This window comes from Streptomyces sp. NPDC001443 (genome assembly GCF_053597355.1).
Window position 1 is genome coordinate 69637 of the sequence record NZ_JBSFIA010000010.1, and the last position, 13968, is coordinate 83604.

At 73.1% G+C, this 13968-nt stretch carries 12 protein-coding genes; 6 read left to right on the forward strand and 6 right to left on the reverse strand.

Annotation, left to right across the window (positions count from 1 at the left end):
• The first annotated feature begins 2 nt into the window (after nucleotides 1-2).
• The 5 genes from ACWC24_RS13755 to ACWC24_RS13775 all read left to right on the forward strand — a co-directional run bounded on the left by ACWC24_RS13755 (nucleotide 3) and on the right by ACWC24_RS13775 (nucleotide 7288).
• A complete protein-coding gene (locus ACWC24_RS13755; RefSeq protein WP_450662998.1) occupies nucleotides 3-1949 on the forward strand; it encodes a fumarate reductase/succinate dehydrogenase flavoprotein subunit in 1947 nt (648 codons plus the stop codon).
• Entirely contained in the window at nucleotides 1946-2695 is a 750-nt protein-coding gene (locus ACWC24_RS13760; protein ID WP_450662999.1) for a succinate dehydrogenase/fumarate reductase iron-sulfur subunit, read from the forward strand. The genes ACWC24_RS13755 and ACWC24_RS13760 overlap by 4 nt, the downstream gene beginning before the upstream one ends.
• Nucleotides 2696-3024: 329 nt before the next feature.
• Nucleotides 3025-3792 (forward strand): GNAT family N-acetyltransferase, encoded by a 768-nt coding sequence (locus ACWC24_RS13765; RefSeq protein ID WP_450663114.1) that lies wholly within the window; start codon nucleotides 3025-3027, stop codon nucleotides 3790-3792.
• Complete coding sequence (locus tag ACWC24_RS13770; protein ID WP_450663000.1) at nucleotides 3792-4586, forward strand: lysophospholipid acyltransferase family protein; 795 nt, start codon at nucleotides 3792-3794, stop codon at nucleotides 4584-4586. The genes ACWC24_RS13765 and ACWC24_RS13770 overlap by 1 nt, the downstream gene beginning before the upstream one ends.
• Nucleotides 4587-4813: 227 nt before the next feature.
• Nucleotides 4814-7288, forward strand: a complete 2475-nt coding sequence (locus tag ACWC24_RS13775) for an ATP-dependent Clp protease ATP-binding subunit (RefSeq protein ID WP_450663001.1) — start codon at nucleotides 4814-4816, stop codon at nucleotides 7286-7288.
• 33 nt (nucleotides 7289-7321) lie between these two features.
• On the opposite strand, the gene ACWC24_RS13780 is transcribed toward ACWC24_RS13775, so the two are convergent.
• Nucleotides 7322-8323 carry an LLM class flavin-dependent oxidoreductase gene (locus ACWC24_RS13780; RefSeq protein ID WP_450663002.1) on the reverse strand — a complete coding sequence of 334 codons (1002 nt, stop codon included), beginning with the start codon at nucleotides 8321-8323 and terminating at the stop codon, nucleotides 7322-7324.
• Nucleotides 8324-8411: 88 nt separating this feature from the next.
• Here ACWC24_RS13780 and ACWC24_RS13785 point away from each other — a divergent pair, with 88 nt between their 5' ends.
• Nucleotides 8412-8903 (forward strand): phosphatase domain-containing protein, encoded by a 492-nt coding sequence (locus tag ACWC24_RS13785; protein ID WP_450663003.1) that lies wholly within the window; start codon nucleotides 8412-8414, stop codon nucleotides 8901-8903.
• A gap of 34 nt (nucleotides 8904-8937) precedes the next feature.
• On the opposite strand, the gene ACWC24_RS13790 is transcribed toward ACWC24_RS13785, so the two are convergent.
• The 5 genes from ACWC24_RS13790 to egtA all read right to left on the reverse strand — a co-directional run bounded on the left by ACWC24_RS13790 (nucleotide 8938) and on the right by egtA (nucleotide 13802).
• Nucleotides 8938-9153, reverse strand: coding sequence for a dodecin (locus ACWC24_RS13790; protein WP_450663004.1), 216 nt, complete (start codon nucleotides 9151-9153; stop codon nucleotides 8938-8940).
• A gap of 209 nt (nucleotides 9154-9362) precedes the next feature.
• On the reverse strand, nucleotides 9363-10325 hold the full coding sequence (gene egtD / locus ACWC24_RS13795) for an L-histidine N(alpha)-methyltransferase (RefSeq protein WP_450663005.1): 963 nt from the start codon (nucleotides 10323-10325) through the stop codon (nucleotides 9363-9365).
• Nucleotides 10322-11110, reverse strand: a complete 789-nt coding sequence (gene egtC, locus ACWC24_RS13800) for an ergothioneine biosynthesis protein EgtC (RefSeq protein ID WP_450663006.1) — start codon at nucleotides 11108-11110, stop codon at nucleotides 10322-10324. The genes egtD and egtC overlap by 4 nt, the downstream gene beginning before the upstream one ends.
• Nucleotides 11110-12486, reverse strand: coding sequence for an ergothioneine biosynthesis protein EgtB (gene egtB / locus ACWC24_RS13805; RefSeq protein WP_450663007.1), 1377 nt, complete (start codon nucleotides 12484-12486; stop codon nucleotides 11110-11112). Before egtB ends, egtC begins: the two co-directional genes overlap by 1 nt.
• Nucleotides 12483-13802, reverse strand: coding sequence for an ergothioneine biosynthesis glutamate--cysteine ligase EgtA (egtA, locus tag ACWC24_RS13810; RefSeq protein WP_450663008.1), 1320 nt, complete (start codon nucleotides 13800-13802; stop codon nucleotides 12483-12485). The genes egtB and egtA overlap by 4 nt, the downstream gene beginning before the upstream one ends.
• Between the last annotated feature and the right edge of the window lie 166 nt (nucleotides 13803-13968).

A 13968-nucleotide genomic window follows, 5' to 3' on the forward strand; every position in this document is an offset into this window, starting at 1 on the left:
CCATGACCTACACCGACTACACCACCGGCGAACCCGTCGCCGACACCAAGGCCCCCGCGGGACCCGTCGCCGAACGCTGGGACAAGCGCCGCTTCGAGGCCAAGCTGGTCAACCCGGCCAACCGCCGCAAGCACACGGTCATCGTCGTCGGCACCGGACTCGCGGGCGGCTCGGCCGGTGCCACCCTCGCCGAACAGGGCTACCACGTCGTCCAGTTCTGCTACCAGGACTCCCCGCGCCGGGCCCACTCCATCGCCGCGCAGGGCGGCATCAACGCCGCGAAGAACTACCGCAACGACGGCGACTCGGTCCACCGGCTGTTCTACGACACCGTCAAGGGCGGCGACTTCCGCGCCCGCGAGTCCAACGTCCACCGCCTGGCCCAGATCTCCGTCGAGATCATCGACCAGTGCGTCGCGCAGGGCGTGCCCTTCGCCCGCGAGTACGGCGGCCTGCTCGACACCCGCTCCTTCGGTGGCGTCCAGGTCTCCCGCACCTTCTACGCCCGCGGCCAGACGGGCCAGCAGCTCCTGCTCGGCGCCTACCAGGCGCTGTCCCGGCAGATCGCCGCCGGGAACGTGGAGATGCACCCGCGCACCGAGATGCTCGACCTGATCGTCGTCGACGGACGGGCCCGCGGCATCGTCGCCCGCGATCTGATCACGGGCCGCATCGACACGTACTTCGCGGACGCCGTCGTCCTCGCCTCCGGCGGCTACGGCAACGTCTTCTACCTGTCGACCAACGCCATGAACTCCAACGCCACCGCCGTCTGGCGGGCGCACCGGCGCGGCGCCCTGTTCGCCAACCCCTGCTTCACCCAGATCCACCCCACCTGCATCCCGCGCACCGGCGACCACCAGTCCAAGCTGACCCTGATGAGCGAGTCGCTGCGCAACGACGGCCGCATCTGGGTGCCGAAGGCCAAGGGCGACGACCGGCCGCCGAACCGCATCCCCGAGGACGAGCGCGACTACTACCTGGAGCGCATCTACCCCTCCTTCGGCAACCTGGTCCCGCGCGACATCGCCTCCCGCGCCGCCAAGAACGTCTGCGACGAGGGTCGGGGCGTGGGCCCCGGCGGCCAGGGCGTCTACCTCGACTTCGCCGACGCCGTCGCGCGGATGGGCCGGGAGAAGGTCGAGGAGAAGTACGGCAACCTCTTCGACATGTACGCCCGGATCACCGCCGAGGACCCGTACACCGTGCCCATGCGGATCTACCCCGCCGTGCACTACACGATGGGCGGCCTGTGGGTCGACTACGACCTCCAGACCACCGTCCCCGGCCTGTTCGCGATCGGCGAGGCAAACTTCTCCGACCACGGTGCCAACCGCCTCGGCGCGTCCGCGCTGATGCAGGGACTGGCGGACGGCTACTTCGTCCTGCCGTCCACCATCAACGACTACCTGGCCCGCGTCCCGCACCAGGAACCGGTGACCGCGGAACACCCCGTCGTCCAGGAGGCGCTGGCGGAGACCGAGGACCGGCTGAACCTGCTGCTGTCCGTCGACGGCGACCGCACCCCGGACTCGTTCCACCGTGAACTCGGCGAACTGATGTGGGAGTTCTGCGGCATGGCCCGTACGGACGCCGGTCTGCGCAAGGCCCTGGAGCGCATTCCGCAGATCCGCGAGGAGTTCTGGCGGCGCATCAAGGTTCCCGGCACCGGCGAGGAGTTCAACCAGTCCCTGGAGAAGGCCAACCGGATCGTCGACTACCTGGAACTCGCCGAACTCATGTGCCTCGACGCACTGCACCGCGCCGAGTCCTGCGGCGGCCACTTCCGCGAGGAGTCCCAGACCCCCGACGGCGAAGCGGCCCGCAGGGACGAGGAGTTCGGCTACGCGGCCGCCTGGGAGTTCACCGCGACCGGCGAGCCTCCGACCCTGCACAAGGAAGACCTGGTCTTCGAGTACGTCCACCCCACCCAGCGGAGCTACGCATGAAGCTCACCCTGCGCGTCTGGCGGCAGAAGAACGCCGACGCCGAAGGCGCCATGTCCACCTACGAAGTGGACGGGATCTCCTCCGACATGTCCTTCCTGGAGATGCTCGACACCCTCAACGAGGAGCTCATCCTCAAGGGCGAGGACCCCGTCGCCTTCGACCACGACTGCCGCGAGGGCATCTGCGGCGCGTGCAGCCTGGTGATCAACGGCGACGCGCACGGCCCCGAGCGCACCACCACCTGCCAGCTGCACATGCGGTCCTTCCGGGACGGCGACACCATCGACGTCGAGCCCTGGCGGGCCTCGGCCTTCCCGGTCGTCAAGGACCTGGTCGTGGACCGCTCGGCCTTCGACCGGATCATCCAGGCCGGCGGCTACATCACCGCCCCGACCGGCGCCGCGCCCGAGGCGCACGCCACCCCCGTGCCCAAGCCGGACGCCGACCTCGCCTTCGAGCACGCCGAGTGCATCGGCTGCGGCGCGTGCGTCGCCGCGTGCCCGAACGGCGCGGCGATGCTGTTCACCTCGGCCAAGGTCAACCACCTCAACGTCCTGCCGCAGGGCGCGCCCGAGCGCGAGACCCGGGTCCTGGACATGGTGGCCCAGATGGACGCCGAGGGCTTCGGCGGCTGCACCCTCACCGGGGAGTGCGCCACCGCCTGCCCCAAGGGCATCCCGCTGGTGTCCATCACCGGCATGAACCGGGAGTGGCTGCGGGCGACCCGCAGGGCCGCGGGCCGCTGAGGGCCCGGAGACGTTCGCCGACAAGGTGCGGACGGGCGGGACCGGGAGTGGTGCTCATCCCCGGTCCCGCCAGGCACCCGCCGCTCCGGGCCGCGGCCCTGCGCGCCCACCGCACCGCGTACGGAGCGGACCGCCCCGGTGGACCGACGGTGGCCCTGCCGCTGCGGAAGAAGTGACGCGCCCGCGTTCAGGACGCAAAGAACCGGTCATTCAGCAGCCGCACATCCACGGGCCCCGCACAGGACACGTCGAGGCCAGCCGGGAGCGGAAGAAGTGAGGTGCAGATGTCCTCACGCTTCAGCCCGGCACAGGAGACCGTCATGACCGCCATGCCCGCCTCGCCCCCCGCAGTGGCCGCCCCGGCCGGAGGATCCGGCTATCTGGTCTCGCTCGCCCGCGACCAGGACGACGTCCGTGCCGCTCAGCGGCTGCGGCACCAGGTGTTCGCCGGCGAGCTGGGCGCCCGCCTGGACGGCCCCGAGCCGGGCCTGGACGTGGACGCCTTCGACGCCTACTGCGATCACCTTCTCATACGGGACGGCGCCACCGGCGAGGTGGTCGGCACCTACCGGCTGCTGCCGCCCGAGCGGGCCGCGGTCGCCGGACGCCTCTACTCCGAGGGCGAGTTCGACCTCGGGCCGCTCGCCCCGATCCGGCCCGGGCTGGTCGAGGTCGGCCGCTCCTGTGTGCACCCCGACCACCGGGACGGCGCGGTCATCGGCCTGATCTGGGCCGGGATCGCCCGCTACATGGTCGAGCGCGGCCACGAGTGGCTGGCGGGCTGCTGCTCCGTCCCGCTCGCCGACGGCGGCGCGCTGGCCGCGGCGACCTGGGACCGGGTGCGCGAGAAGTACCTGGCGCCCGAGGAGTTCCGGGTACGGCCGCTGCGGCCCTGGACCGCGCCCGCGGGCCCGACCCCGCCCGCGCGCACCGAACTGCCCGCGCTGCTGCGCGGCTACCTGCGGCTGGGCGCCTGGGTGTGCGCCGAGCCCGCCCACGACCCCGACTTCGGGGTCGCCGACCTGTACGTGCTGCTGTCGATGCGCCGGGTCAACGAGCGCTACCTGCGGCACTTCCTCTCGCTCGTCCCGGCCTGATGAGCGTCTGGCTGCCCAGCGCGCCCTGCACCCCCGGGGCGTGCGTGGAGCCGACGGGCTCCGCCGCCGCCGTACCGCGGGCCGTGCTGCGGATGACGGCGTTGATCGTGCTGCTGCTCGCGGGGATCACGCTGGTGCCGCTCGGCCGGTGGATCCCCGCGGCGGCGATACGCCGGTGGAGCCGGTGGATCGTACGGGCCGCCGGGGTGCGGATCCGGGCCACCGGCCCCGCCGCGCCCGCCGGCGGGCTGCTCCTGGTCGCCAACCACATCTCGTGGCTCGACATCCCGCTGCTCGCCGCCGTGCGGCCCGCCAGGATGCTGGCCAAGGCCGAGATCCGGCAGTGGCCGGTGGCGGGCCCGCTGGCCGCGGGCGGCGGTGTGCTGTTCATCGACCGCGACCGGCTGCGCGCCCTGCCCGACACCGTGGCCCGCATGGCGGACGTGCTGCGCGGCGGCGGGGCGGTCGCGGTCTTCCCCGAGGGCAGCACCTGGTGCGGCCGGGCCCAGGGCGACTTCCGCCGGGCGGCCTTCCAGGCCGCGCTCGACGCGGGGGCGGCGGTCCAGCCCGTACGCATCCGCTACCGGTTCGCCGGGGGAGCGGCCAGCACCGCGCCCGCGTACGTCGGCGACGACTCGCTGCTCGCCTCGGTGTGGCGGGTGGTGTCGGCGCGCGGGCTGATCGCCGAGGTGGAGGTCCGGCCCGCCCTGCCCGCGGGCGCCGTCGCCGACCGCCGCGCCCTCGCCCGCGCGGCACAGCACAGCCTGGGCGCACGGGCCGGCGGGCATCCCTGACGGCGTCGGGAACAGGCGTGGTCCTGTCCCGCCGCCCCGTTCCGGGCCCGGTGCCGTGGCGTTGCCGCCCCGCCCCGCCCCGCCCGGGCCGGGGCGCGCCGCGACCCGCGATGCCGTGCGAGGGCGAGGGACGGGGTTCCCTGACCGGCGCATATGCAAGGATGCCCGAATTGTGGCAATTTGGGGGTCTCGGATGGCTGTCGGCTGCGCAGGGAAGGCCCGCAAGGATGACTACTCCAGGTTTCGGTTTCGGACGCAGTCCCTTCGAGGGGTTCGACGAGCTGATGTCCCGGTTCTTCGGCGGCCAGGGACAGCCCCCGCAGGCGCGCCGGGTCCAGGCGCTCGACATCGGCAGCCTGCTGTCGGAGCGGGCCCGCGAGCTGGTCGCCGAGGCCAGGGACCTGGCCGCCGCCGAGGGCAGCGACGAGCTCGACGCCCGGCATCTGCTGGCCGCGACCACCACGCACCACTCGACCCGCCGGCTGATCGCGGAGGCGGGCGCGGACCCCGACCGGATCAGGGAGCGGCTCGGCCTCGGCGAGGACGCCGCCGAGAGGACCGCGCCCACCACCCTCACCCCGGCGGCCAAGCGGGCCCTGCTGGACGCCTACCAGATCTCCCGGGCCGAGGACTCCTCCTACATCGGCCCCGAACACCTGCTGCGCGCCCTCGCCGCCAACCCCGAGTCGACGGCGGGACGGGCCCTCGCCGACACCGGCTGGGAGCCGACCCGGATGCCCACCGAGACCGTGGGCGAGCGGGCCAAAGGGCCCAGCAGCACGCCGACGATCGACGAGTTCGGCCGCGACCTCACCGAGGACGCGCGGGCCGGGCGCCTCGACCCGGTGATCGGACGCGACGACGAGGTCGAACAGACCATCGAGGTCCTTTCCCGGCGCAGCAAGAACAACCCCGTCCTCATCGGCGACCCCGGCGTCGGCAAGACCGCGATCGTCGAGGGCATCGCCCAGCGCATCGTGGCCGACGACGTGCCGAAGACCCTCGCGGGCAAGCGGCTCGTCTCCCTCGACCTCGCCGGCATGGTCGCCGGCACCAAGTACCGCGGCGAGTTCGAGGAGCGGCTGAAGAAGCTGCTCGACGAGGTGAGCGAGCACGGCGACGACCTGGTGCTGTTCCTCGACGAGATGCACACCGTCGTCGGCGCGGGCGGCGGCGGTGAGGGCGCCATGGACGCGGGCAACATGCTCAAGCCCGCCCTGGCCCGTGGCGAGCTGCACCTGATCGGCGCCACCACGGTCGACGAGTACCGCAAGCACATCGAGAAGGACGCCGCCCTGGAGCGGCGCTTCGCCCCGATCCTGGTGGGCGAGCCGTCCGTCGACGACACCATCGAGATCCTGCGCGGACTGCGCGACCGCTACGAGGCCCACCACCAGGTCCGCATCACCGACGAGGCGGTGGTCGCCGCGGCCGAGCTGTCCGACCGCTACATCACCTCCCGGTTCCTGCCCGACAAGGCCATCGACCTGATGGACCAGGCCGCCGCCCGGGTACGGCTGCGCGCCAAGACCCCGCTCGCCGACACCCGCGAGATCGAGGACGACATCGCCGCGCTGAACCGGGAGAAGGACCAGGCCGTCGCCGACGAGGAGTACGAGCGGGCCAAGGAGCTCCGCGACCGGATCAAGGAGGCGGAGGGCCGGCTCGCCGAGGTGGGCCGGGCCGAGGAGCAGACCCCCAAGGTCACGGCCGAGGACATCGCCGAGGTGGTGTCCCGCACCACCGGCATCCCGGTCGCCCAGCTCACCGAGGAGGAGCGCGAACGGCTGATGAAGCTGGAGGAGCACCTCCACGAGCGGGTCGTCGGCCAGGACGAGGCCATCACGGCCATCGCCCGTGCCGTGCGGCGCGCGCGGGCCGGGATGAGCGACCCCAACCGTCCCGTCGGCAGCTTCCTCTTCCTCGGCCCCACCGGCGTCGGCAAGACCGAGCTCGCCCGCGCCCTGGCCGCCGCGCTCTTCGGCGACGAGCACCGCATGATCCGCCTGGACATGAGCGAGTTCCAGGAGCGGCACACCGTCTCCCGGCTGGTCGGCGCCCCGCCCGGATACGTCGGCCACGACGAGGCCGGGCAGCTCACCGAGGCGGTGCGCAGGCAGCCGTACACCGTGCTGCTGCTGGACGAGGTGGAGAAGGCGCACCCCGACGTCTTCAACACGCTGCTGCAACTGCTCGACGACGGGCGGCTGACCGACTCCCAGGGCCGCACGGTCGACTTCAAGAACACCGTCGTCATCATGACGTCCAACATCGGCGCCGACCGCATCCTGGCCGCCGGCGTGGAGGACTACGCCAAGGTGCGCGAGACGGTCATGCCGGTGCTCCACCAGTACTTCCGGCCGGAGTTCCTCAACCGCATCGACGAGATCATCGTCTTCCGCGGTCTGGTGCGCGGCCAGTTGCGCGAGATCGTCGACCTCCTGCTGGAGCACACCCGGCGCCGGCTGGCCGCCCAGGACGTCGGCCTGGAGGTCACCGACGCGGCCGCCGACCTGCTGGCGACCCTCGGCTACCAGCCCGACTTCGGCGCCCGCCCGCTGCGCCGCACCATCCAGCGCGAGGTCGACGACCGGCTGGCCGACATGCTGCTGTCGGGCGAGCTGAACGCGGGCGACCGGGCCCGGGTGGACGCGCACGACGGCGGGATCGTCATCCGGGCGGACAAGCCGGCCGAGGTCTGACGCGGGCGCTCGCGCTCAGCAGGGCGGCACGACTCAGGACGCCGTCACGACGGCGGCGAGCCGCCGGTAGGAGTCGAGCAGGGCCGCGCGGTCGTAGGTGCTCGTGGTGACGAGCACCTCCTGCGCGCCCGTCTCCTTCAGCAGCGTCTCCAACTCGTGCGCGACCTGCTCCTCGGTGCCGGCGATGTGTCCGACGAGCCCGGCCTCGTACAGGCCGCGCTCCTTCGCGGTCATCGTGCGGGCCTCGACGGCCTCGGCCGGGGGCAGCGGCGGGAAGCTGCCGTGCGTACGGGCGTACGCCATGGACCACGCCTCCGGCACCAGCAGCCGTCGCGCCTCCGGCTCCGTCGCCGCCACCGCGACCGAGCCGGACACGACGACGTACGGCTCCGGCGACCAGCGGGAGGGCCGGAAGCGCGCACGGTAGTGCTCGACGCCGCGCCGCATCCGCTCCCGGTCGCGCAGGTCGCCGATCACCATCGGCAGGCCCGCGCGCGCCGCGATGTCCGCGCCCTCGCCCATGGCCAGCACGAACGGCGGTACGTCGAGGCCCTCCGCGGGGCGCGCGTGCACCCCCGTCGGGGACGTGCCGGAGAACCAGCCGAGGAGTTCGTCCATCAGGCCCGCGAAGTCCTCGGCGTCGCTCCTGTCGTGCCCGAGCGCCCTGCGCACCCCGTCGGTGAACCCCACCGACCGGCCCAGCCCCATGTCGATGCGTCCGGGGAACAGCGACTCCAGCACGCCGAACTGCTCGGCCACGACCAGCGGCCGGTGGTTGGGCAGCATCACGCCGCCGGTGCCGACCCTGATGGTGCTCGTCGCGGCGGCCACCGCCGCGGCCAGCACGGTCGGCGCGGAACCGGCCACCCCGGGCACCCCGTGGTGCTCGGACACCCAGAAGCGGTGGTAGCCGAGCCGCTCGGCCTCCCGGGCCAGCTCCACGGTGTCGCGCAGCGCCTCCGCGGCCGGCCGGCCCCGGCGGATGCGGGAGCGGTCGAGGACGGAGAAGCGGGCCGAGGCGATCACGGAGCTCATGTTCGGTTCAACAACGAGCGGGCACCGGGATTCCCCGCAGCGCGCGACCGGCCGGGGCGGGGGAGCGGGCAGCGTCTAGGGTGGCGGCGTGGCAGACAGCAGCGGACGGCCGCTCGCCGTGTTCGACCTGGACAACACCCTTGCCGACACCGGGCACCGGCAGCGGTTCCTGGAGCGTACGCCGCGCGACTGGGACGCCTTCTTCGGGGCCGCGGCGCAGGACCCGCCGATCGCCGAGGGAGTGGCGCTGGCCGTGGCGAGCGCCGAGGAGTGCGAGGTGGTCTACCTGACCGGACGGCCCGAACGCTGCCGCCGCGACACCCTCGGCTGGCTCGCGGCGCACGGGCTCCCCGACGGGCGCGTCCACATGCGGCGCGACGACGACCGACGGCCCGCCCGGCGCACCAAACTGGAGATCCTGCGGCGCCTGGCCCGCACCCGGGAGGTGAGCGTCCTGGTCGATGACGACGAACTCGTGTGCGACGACGCCGAACGGGCGGGGTTCACCGTCGTCCGGGCGCGCTGGGCGGCCGGGTCGGAAGCGCTCCAGGCCGTCCAGGAGCGGGAGGGGCGGACCTGAGGGGAGCCGGGCGCACCGGTCCGCGGCGGAGGGTTCAGTCCGCGTCGTCGATGCGGAAACCGACCTTCAGACAGGCCTGCCAGTGCTCGATCGCGCCGTTCTCGATCTGGCCGCGGACCTGGGTCACCTCGAACCAGTCCAGGTTGCGCAGGGTCTGCGAGGCGCGGGAGATGCCGTTGCGGACGGCCTGGTCGATGCCCTCCTGCGAGGTACCGACGATCTCCGTGACCCGGTAGGTGTGGTTCGACATGCGGGTGCTCCTCTCCGCCGTGACCGGTATGTCACGTATGTCTCCACGGTGCCCCAGGCGCCGCCGGAGCGCGAGGCGTCGGACTCCTCGTGGGCACGGGCGGTCCGCACCGGCGTCGGGGGTCCGTGCCCGTGCCGGGCGCCCGCACCCGTGCCGGGGGTCCGCCGGGCCCAGGGGCGCCGGCGGACCCGGTCACGTGGCGTCCGCGCTCAGCGCGCGGTGCTGAGCGACAGCGCGAAGCGGCCCTCCGTGTCCGTCCACCAGTGCGCCAACTCCATTCCGGCGGCGTCCAGTTCGGAGCGGACCCCGTCCTTGCGGAACTTCGCCGACACTTCCGTGCGCAGTTCCTCGCCGGCCTCGAAGTCGACGGCGAGATCGAGCACGGGGATCTTCACGGTCTGGTCGGCGCGCGCCCGCAGCCGCATCTCGATCCACTCGTGCTCCGCGTCCCACAGGGCGACGTGGTCGAAGGCGTCGAGGTCGAAGTCGGCGCCCAGTTCACGGTTGACGACGGCCAGCACGTTCTTGTTGAACGCGGCCGTCACCCCGGCCGCGTCGTCGTAGGCCCGGACCAGCACCTTCTCGTCCTTGACCAGGTCCGTGCCGAGCAGCAGGAAGTCCCCGGGCGAGAGCAGGGCCCGTACGGACGCCAGGAAGCCGGCGCGTTCGGCGGGCAGCAGATTGCCGATCGTGCCGCCGAGGAACGCCACCAGCCGGGGCCCCGGGGTGTCCGGCAGCTTCATCGTGTCGGTGAAGTCGGCGATCAGCGCGTGCACGTCGAGCCCCGGCCGCTCGGCGGTCAGTGCCCGACCGGCCTGGGTGAGCGCGCTCTCGCTGACGTCCACCGGCACATAGGCGCGCAGACCGGTGAGGGCGTCGATCAGATAGCGGGTCTTCTCGGAGGAACCGGAGCCGAGTTCGACCAGGGTACGGGCCCCGGTCGCCGTCGCGATCGCGTCGGCCCGGCCGGCCAGGATCTCGCGCTCGGCGCGGGTGGGGTAGTACTCGTCGAGTTCGGTGATCTGCTCGAACAGGTCGCTGCCGTGCGCGTCGTAGAACCACTTCGGCGGCAGGGTCTTGGGGTCCGCGGTGAGGCCGAGCAGGACGTCCGCGCGCAGGGCGGCGTCCGTGGCGTCCTCGGGAAGGGTGCGGGTGATCTGGAACGGGCTCACGAACAGGGCTCCTTCAGGGGTGCGGGTGCCGCCTCGGTGCCGGGTTCCCCGATCGGGGTGAGCAGCACCTCGGCGCGGCTCGCCACGAGCAGCGTGCGGTCGGGGACCTGAAGCCAGTGCGGATCGTCGTCGTAGGGCTCGGAGGCCACGACGGCGCGGCCGGGCTCGGCCAGGTACCAGAGGGTGTCCCCCCAGGCGGTCGCGGCGATGGTCTCGCCGTCGGTCAGCAGCAGGTTGAGGCGCGACTCCGGGGCCGCGCCGGCCACGTCGACGACCGTGTCGGCCAGGGCGCGGCCAGGCTCGCCGCCGCGGCGCAACCGGTGCAGGGTCAGGGCCCAGACGAGCGCCGAGTCGTTGCGCGCCTCCAGCGACAGCAGTTCCTCGGGCGGCAGCGTCCGGGCGGCCGCGGCCATGGTGCGCGGCCAGCCGGCCACGGCGCCGTTGTGGCTGAACAGCCAGGGGCCCGCCGCGAACGGAGCGGCGGCGGCCTCCGCGTCGGCGCCCGCGAGGGTCGCGTCCCGGACCGCGGCGAGCAGGGCGGTGGTGCGCACCACCCGGGCCAGGTCGGCGAAGGACAGGTCGGCCCAGATCGGCCCGGCCCGCCGGTAGCGGGCCGGTGCCGGGTCCCCGGGCGCGTACCAGCCCACGCCGAAACCGTCGGCGTTGACCGTCCCGTAACGCTGCCGCCGGGGTGCCCAGGACTGGCGGTACAGGGCGTGCGCGGGCTCCGTCAGCAGTCGTCCCAGCGGCAGCGCGGGCCCCAGATAGGCCAGATGGCGGCACATCAGACGGACTCCGAGCGGGCGGTGCGGAACCCGGCGAAGATCTGCCGCCGGATCGGGTAGTCCCAGTTGCGGAACGTGCCCCGGCAGGCGACCGGGTCCACGGCGAACGAACCGCCGCGCAGCACCTTGTACTCCGGGCCGAAGAACACCTCCGAGTACTCCTTGTACGGGAACGCCCTGAATCCCGGGTACGGCTGGAAGTCGCTCGCCGTCCACTCCCATACGTCACCGATCAACTGCCTTACGCCGAGCGGCGACTCGCCCGCCGGATAGCTGCCGACGGGGGCCGGCCGCAGATGCCGCTGGCCGAGGTTGGCGTGTTCCGGCGTCGGGTCGGCGTCGCCCCAGGGGTAGCGCGTCGAGCGGTCGCCCGCGGGGTCGTGGCGGGCGGCCTTCTCCCACTCGGCCTCGGTGGGCAGCCGCCGCCCGGCCCAGCGGGCGTAGGCGTCGGCCTCGTACCAGCTCACGTGCAGCACCGGCTCGTCGGGTGGTACCACCTCGGTGACGCCGAACCGGCGCCGCAGCCACTGCCGGCCGTCGCCGTGCCAGAACAGCGGGGCGGTGACGGAGTGCCTGCGGATGTGCGCCCAGCCCTCCGGCGCCCACCAGCGCTCGGTGTCGTAGCCGCCGTCCTCGATGAACGCCTGGTACGCGGCGTTGGACACCGGTGTGGTGTCGATGTGGAACGGGGCCACCTCCCGCCGGTGCGCGGGCCGTTCGTTGTCCAGCGCCCAGGGCTCGGACGAGGTGCCCATGGTGAACGGGCCGCCGGGGACCAGGACTTCGGCCGGGCCCGCGAACAGCGGGGCGGGCTCGGGGTCCGGCGCGGTCAGGACCTGCGGTCCGGTACGCAGCTGATGGGTGATCAACATGGTCTCGTCGTGCTGCTGTTCGTGCTGCGCGATCATTCCGAAGGCGAAGCCCGCCTCCGTCAGCCGCGTCCCGTGGAAGGCGGCGCCCTCCAGCACGTCCAGGGCGCGGCCGCGCACCTCGGCCGCGTAGGCGCGGGCCTCGGCGGGCGGCAGCAGCGGCAGCGAGGGCCGTTCGGAGCGCGGATGCTCGAAGGCGTCGTAGAGGCTGTCGATCTCGGGCCGCATGGCCTCCCGGCCGGCCACCGTGCGCAGCAGCCAGAGCTCCTCCTGGTTGCCGATGTGCGCGAGGTCCCAGACCAGGGGCGACATCAACGGGGAGTGCTGGGCGGTGAGATCCGGCCCGTCGACGCAGTCGGTCAGCAGGGCCGTGCGCTCGCGGGCGGTGATCAGCGACGTCAGCGCGCGCTCGCGGAGGGACTCGGCGTCGAACACGGGCTCGCGCAGGGATCCGGCGTCGGACGCGGGCTCGCGGAGGGTCTCGGTGTCGACAGCGGGCTCGGTCATGTGCGGATGTCCTTCCCGTGCGCGCGACGGTCCGTGCTGCCGCGCAGTCGTTCGAGCAGGTCGTCGGCGGGACAGCGGCCCGGGATGACGTAGCGCTTCAGGAACGCCGCCACGGCGTTCGTGACCTCGGTCGTGGCACCGAGCCGGGGCAGGGCGTCCAGGGCCGCAGCGAAGCAGGCGATGGCCGCCTCGTGCAGTTCGGGATCGCCGAGCCCGTACCGGGCGGCGTCCATCCACAGCGGGTTGTGCGGCGCGGGCATGCCGGCGGCGCGTTCGGCCAGCGGCTTCACACAGCGGTAGGCGGTCTCGGTGGCCTCCGGGTCGTCGAAGAGGGCCGTGGTCACGGCGAGCGGCACGATCCACCCGTCGTCGCCCGGCTGCGCGTCGATCATCCGCAGCTCCAGATGGCCGCGCGGCCTGACCGGCGGGAACAGGGTCGTGACGTGGTAGTCGAGGTCCTCCCGGGTGGGCGGCCTCGGCGTCCCGGACCTGATCCACTGCCGGAAGGTCAGCCCGTCCGGGACATGCCAGGGGCCGCTGTCCTCGCGTACGCACATCACCGGCGCGTCCAGGACGTGCCGGGCCCAGGCGCCGCGCGGCTCGGCCGCCAGCGGCGGAGCGCCCGCCCGGCCCGCGCCGATGTCCGTCCAGATGAGCTGGCGGGTGGACACCCAGCCGGTGGGCCTGCCCGCGATCACCGGGGAGTTCGCGAACGCGGCCACCAGGACCGGGCCCAGGGTGTGCGCCAGCCACCAGCGCCGGCCGAGCCCGAGGGTGCCCGGCTCCTCGTACCCCGCGTCCAGACACACCTGGACGGAGGCGGAGGTGCACATCATGGCGCGGCCGGCCGGACCCGAGCGGTCCAGGCAGGTCTCCATGGCGTCGTAGCGCGGCTCGCGCAGGAAACGGCGGGGTGTGTGCCAGGGATCGGTGCCGATGCCGCGGAGGCCGAGTCCGGCTTCGCGGAGCACCGCGCGGACGGTGTCGAGATCGGCGGAGACGATGCCGATGCACTCCGTCAGGGAGGCGGCGGGCGGCGAGCTCAGTTCCAGCTGGCCGCCGGGCTCGGTGGTGAGCGCCGACCTCAGGGGCACGGTCCGCAGTGCGGCGTAGGCGGCGTGCAGTCGTTCGGGTGCGACCGGGAGCTGCGGCATACGCAGCTCGTGGACGAGCCATTCCACTTCCACCCCGACGGTGCGGGGCGGTCCCGTCTTGAAGCAGATTCCCCGTACCAGGGCCTCCACCTCGGCTTCGGTGAGGGCGGTGCGGGTGTACGTACAGTCGCCCTCCGTACGGGCGCTTATTGAATCGGACATGTCAGGATCCTCCTGAGATTCCACCGTTCAGCCGGTCCCGGGTACCCAGGCCCGGCGCACGCGCTCGTCCTACCCAAGACCGTCGAGTCGAATCGCACAAGGGTGCATAGCGGAACTTATAGGGCACACCCTACGTGTGTCCCGGGATGTTTCTGGGGCCGGGAAA

Excerpts from the sequence above, each read along its gene's own strand:
- ACWC24_RS13770 (WP_450663000.1), top strand. The coding sequence starts at position 3,792 with ATGAGCGTCTGGCTGCCCAGCGCGCCCTGCACCCCCGGGGCGTGCGTG.
- egtC (WP_450663006.1), bottom strand. The coding sequence starts at position 11,110 with ATGTGCCGCCATCTGGCCTATCTGGGGCCCGCGCTGCCGCTGGGACGA.
- egtA (WP_450663008.1), bottom strand. The coding sequence starts at position 13,802 with ATGTCCGATTCAATAAGCGCCCGTACGGAGGGCGACTGTACGTACACC.
- egtB (WP_450663007.1), bottom strand. The coding sequence starts at position 12,486 with ATGACCGAGCCCGCTGTCGACACCGAGACCCTCCGCGAGCCCGCGTCC.
- ACWC24_RS13790 (WP_450663004.1), bottom strand. The coding sequence starts at position 9,153 with ATGTCGAACCACACCTACCGGGTCACGGAGATCGTCGGTACCTCGCAG.
- ACWC24_RS13765 (WP_450663114.1), top strand. The coding sequence starts at position 3,025 with ATGCCCGCCTCGCCCCCCGCAGTGGCCGCCCCGGCCGGAGGATCCGGC.
- ACWC24_RS13780 (WP_450663002.1), bottom strand. The coding sequence starts at position 8,323 with ATGAGCTCCGTGATCGCCTCGGCCCGCTTCTCCGTCCTCGACCGCTCC.
- ACWC24_RS13775 (WP_450663001.1), top strand. The coding sequence starts at position 4,814 with ATGACTACTCCAGGTTTCGGTTTCGGACGCAGTCCCTTCGAGGGGTTC.
- ACWC24_RS13760 (WP_450662999.1), top strand. The coding sequence starts at position 1,946 with ATGAAGCTCACCCTGCGCGTCTGGCGGCAGAAGAACGCCGACGCCGAA.
- ACWC24_RS13755 (WP_450662998.1), top strand. The coding sequence starts at position 3 with ATGACCTACACCGACTACACCACCGGCGAACCCGTCGCCGACACCAAG.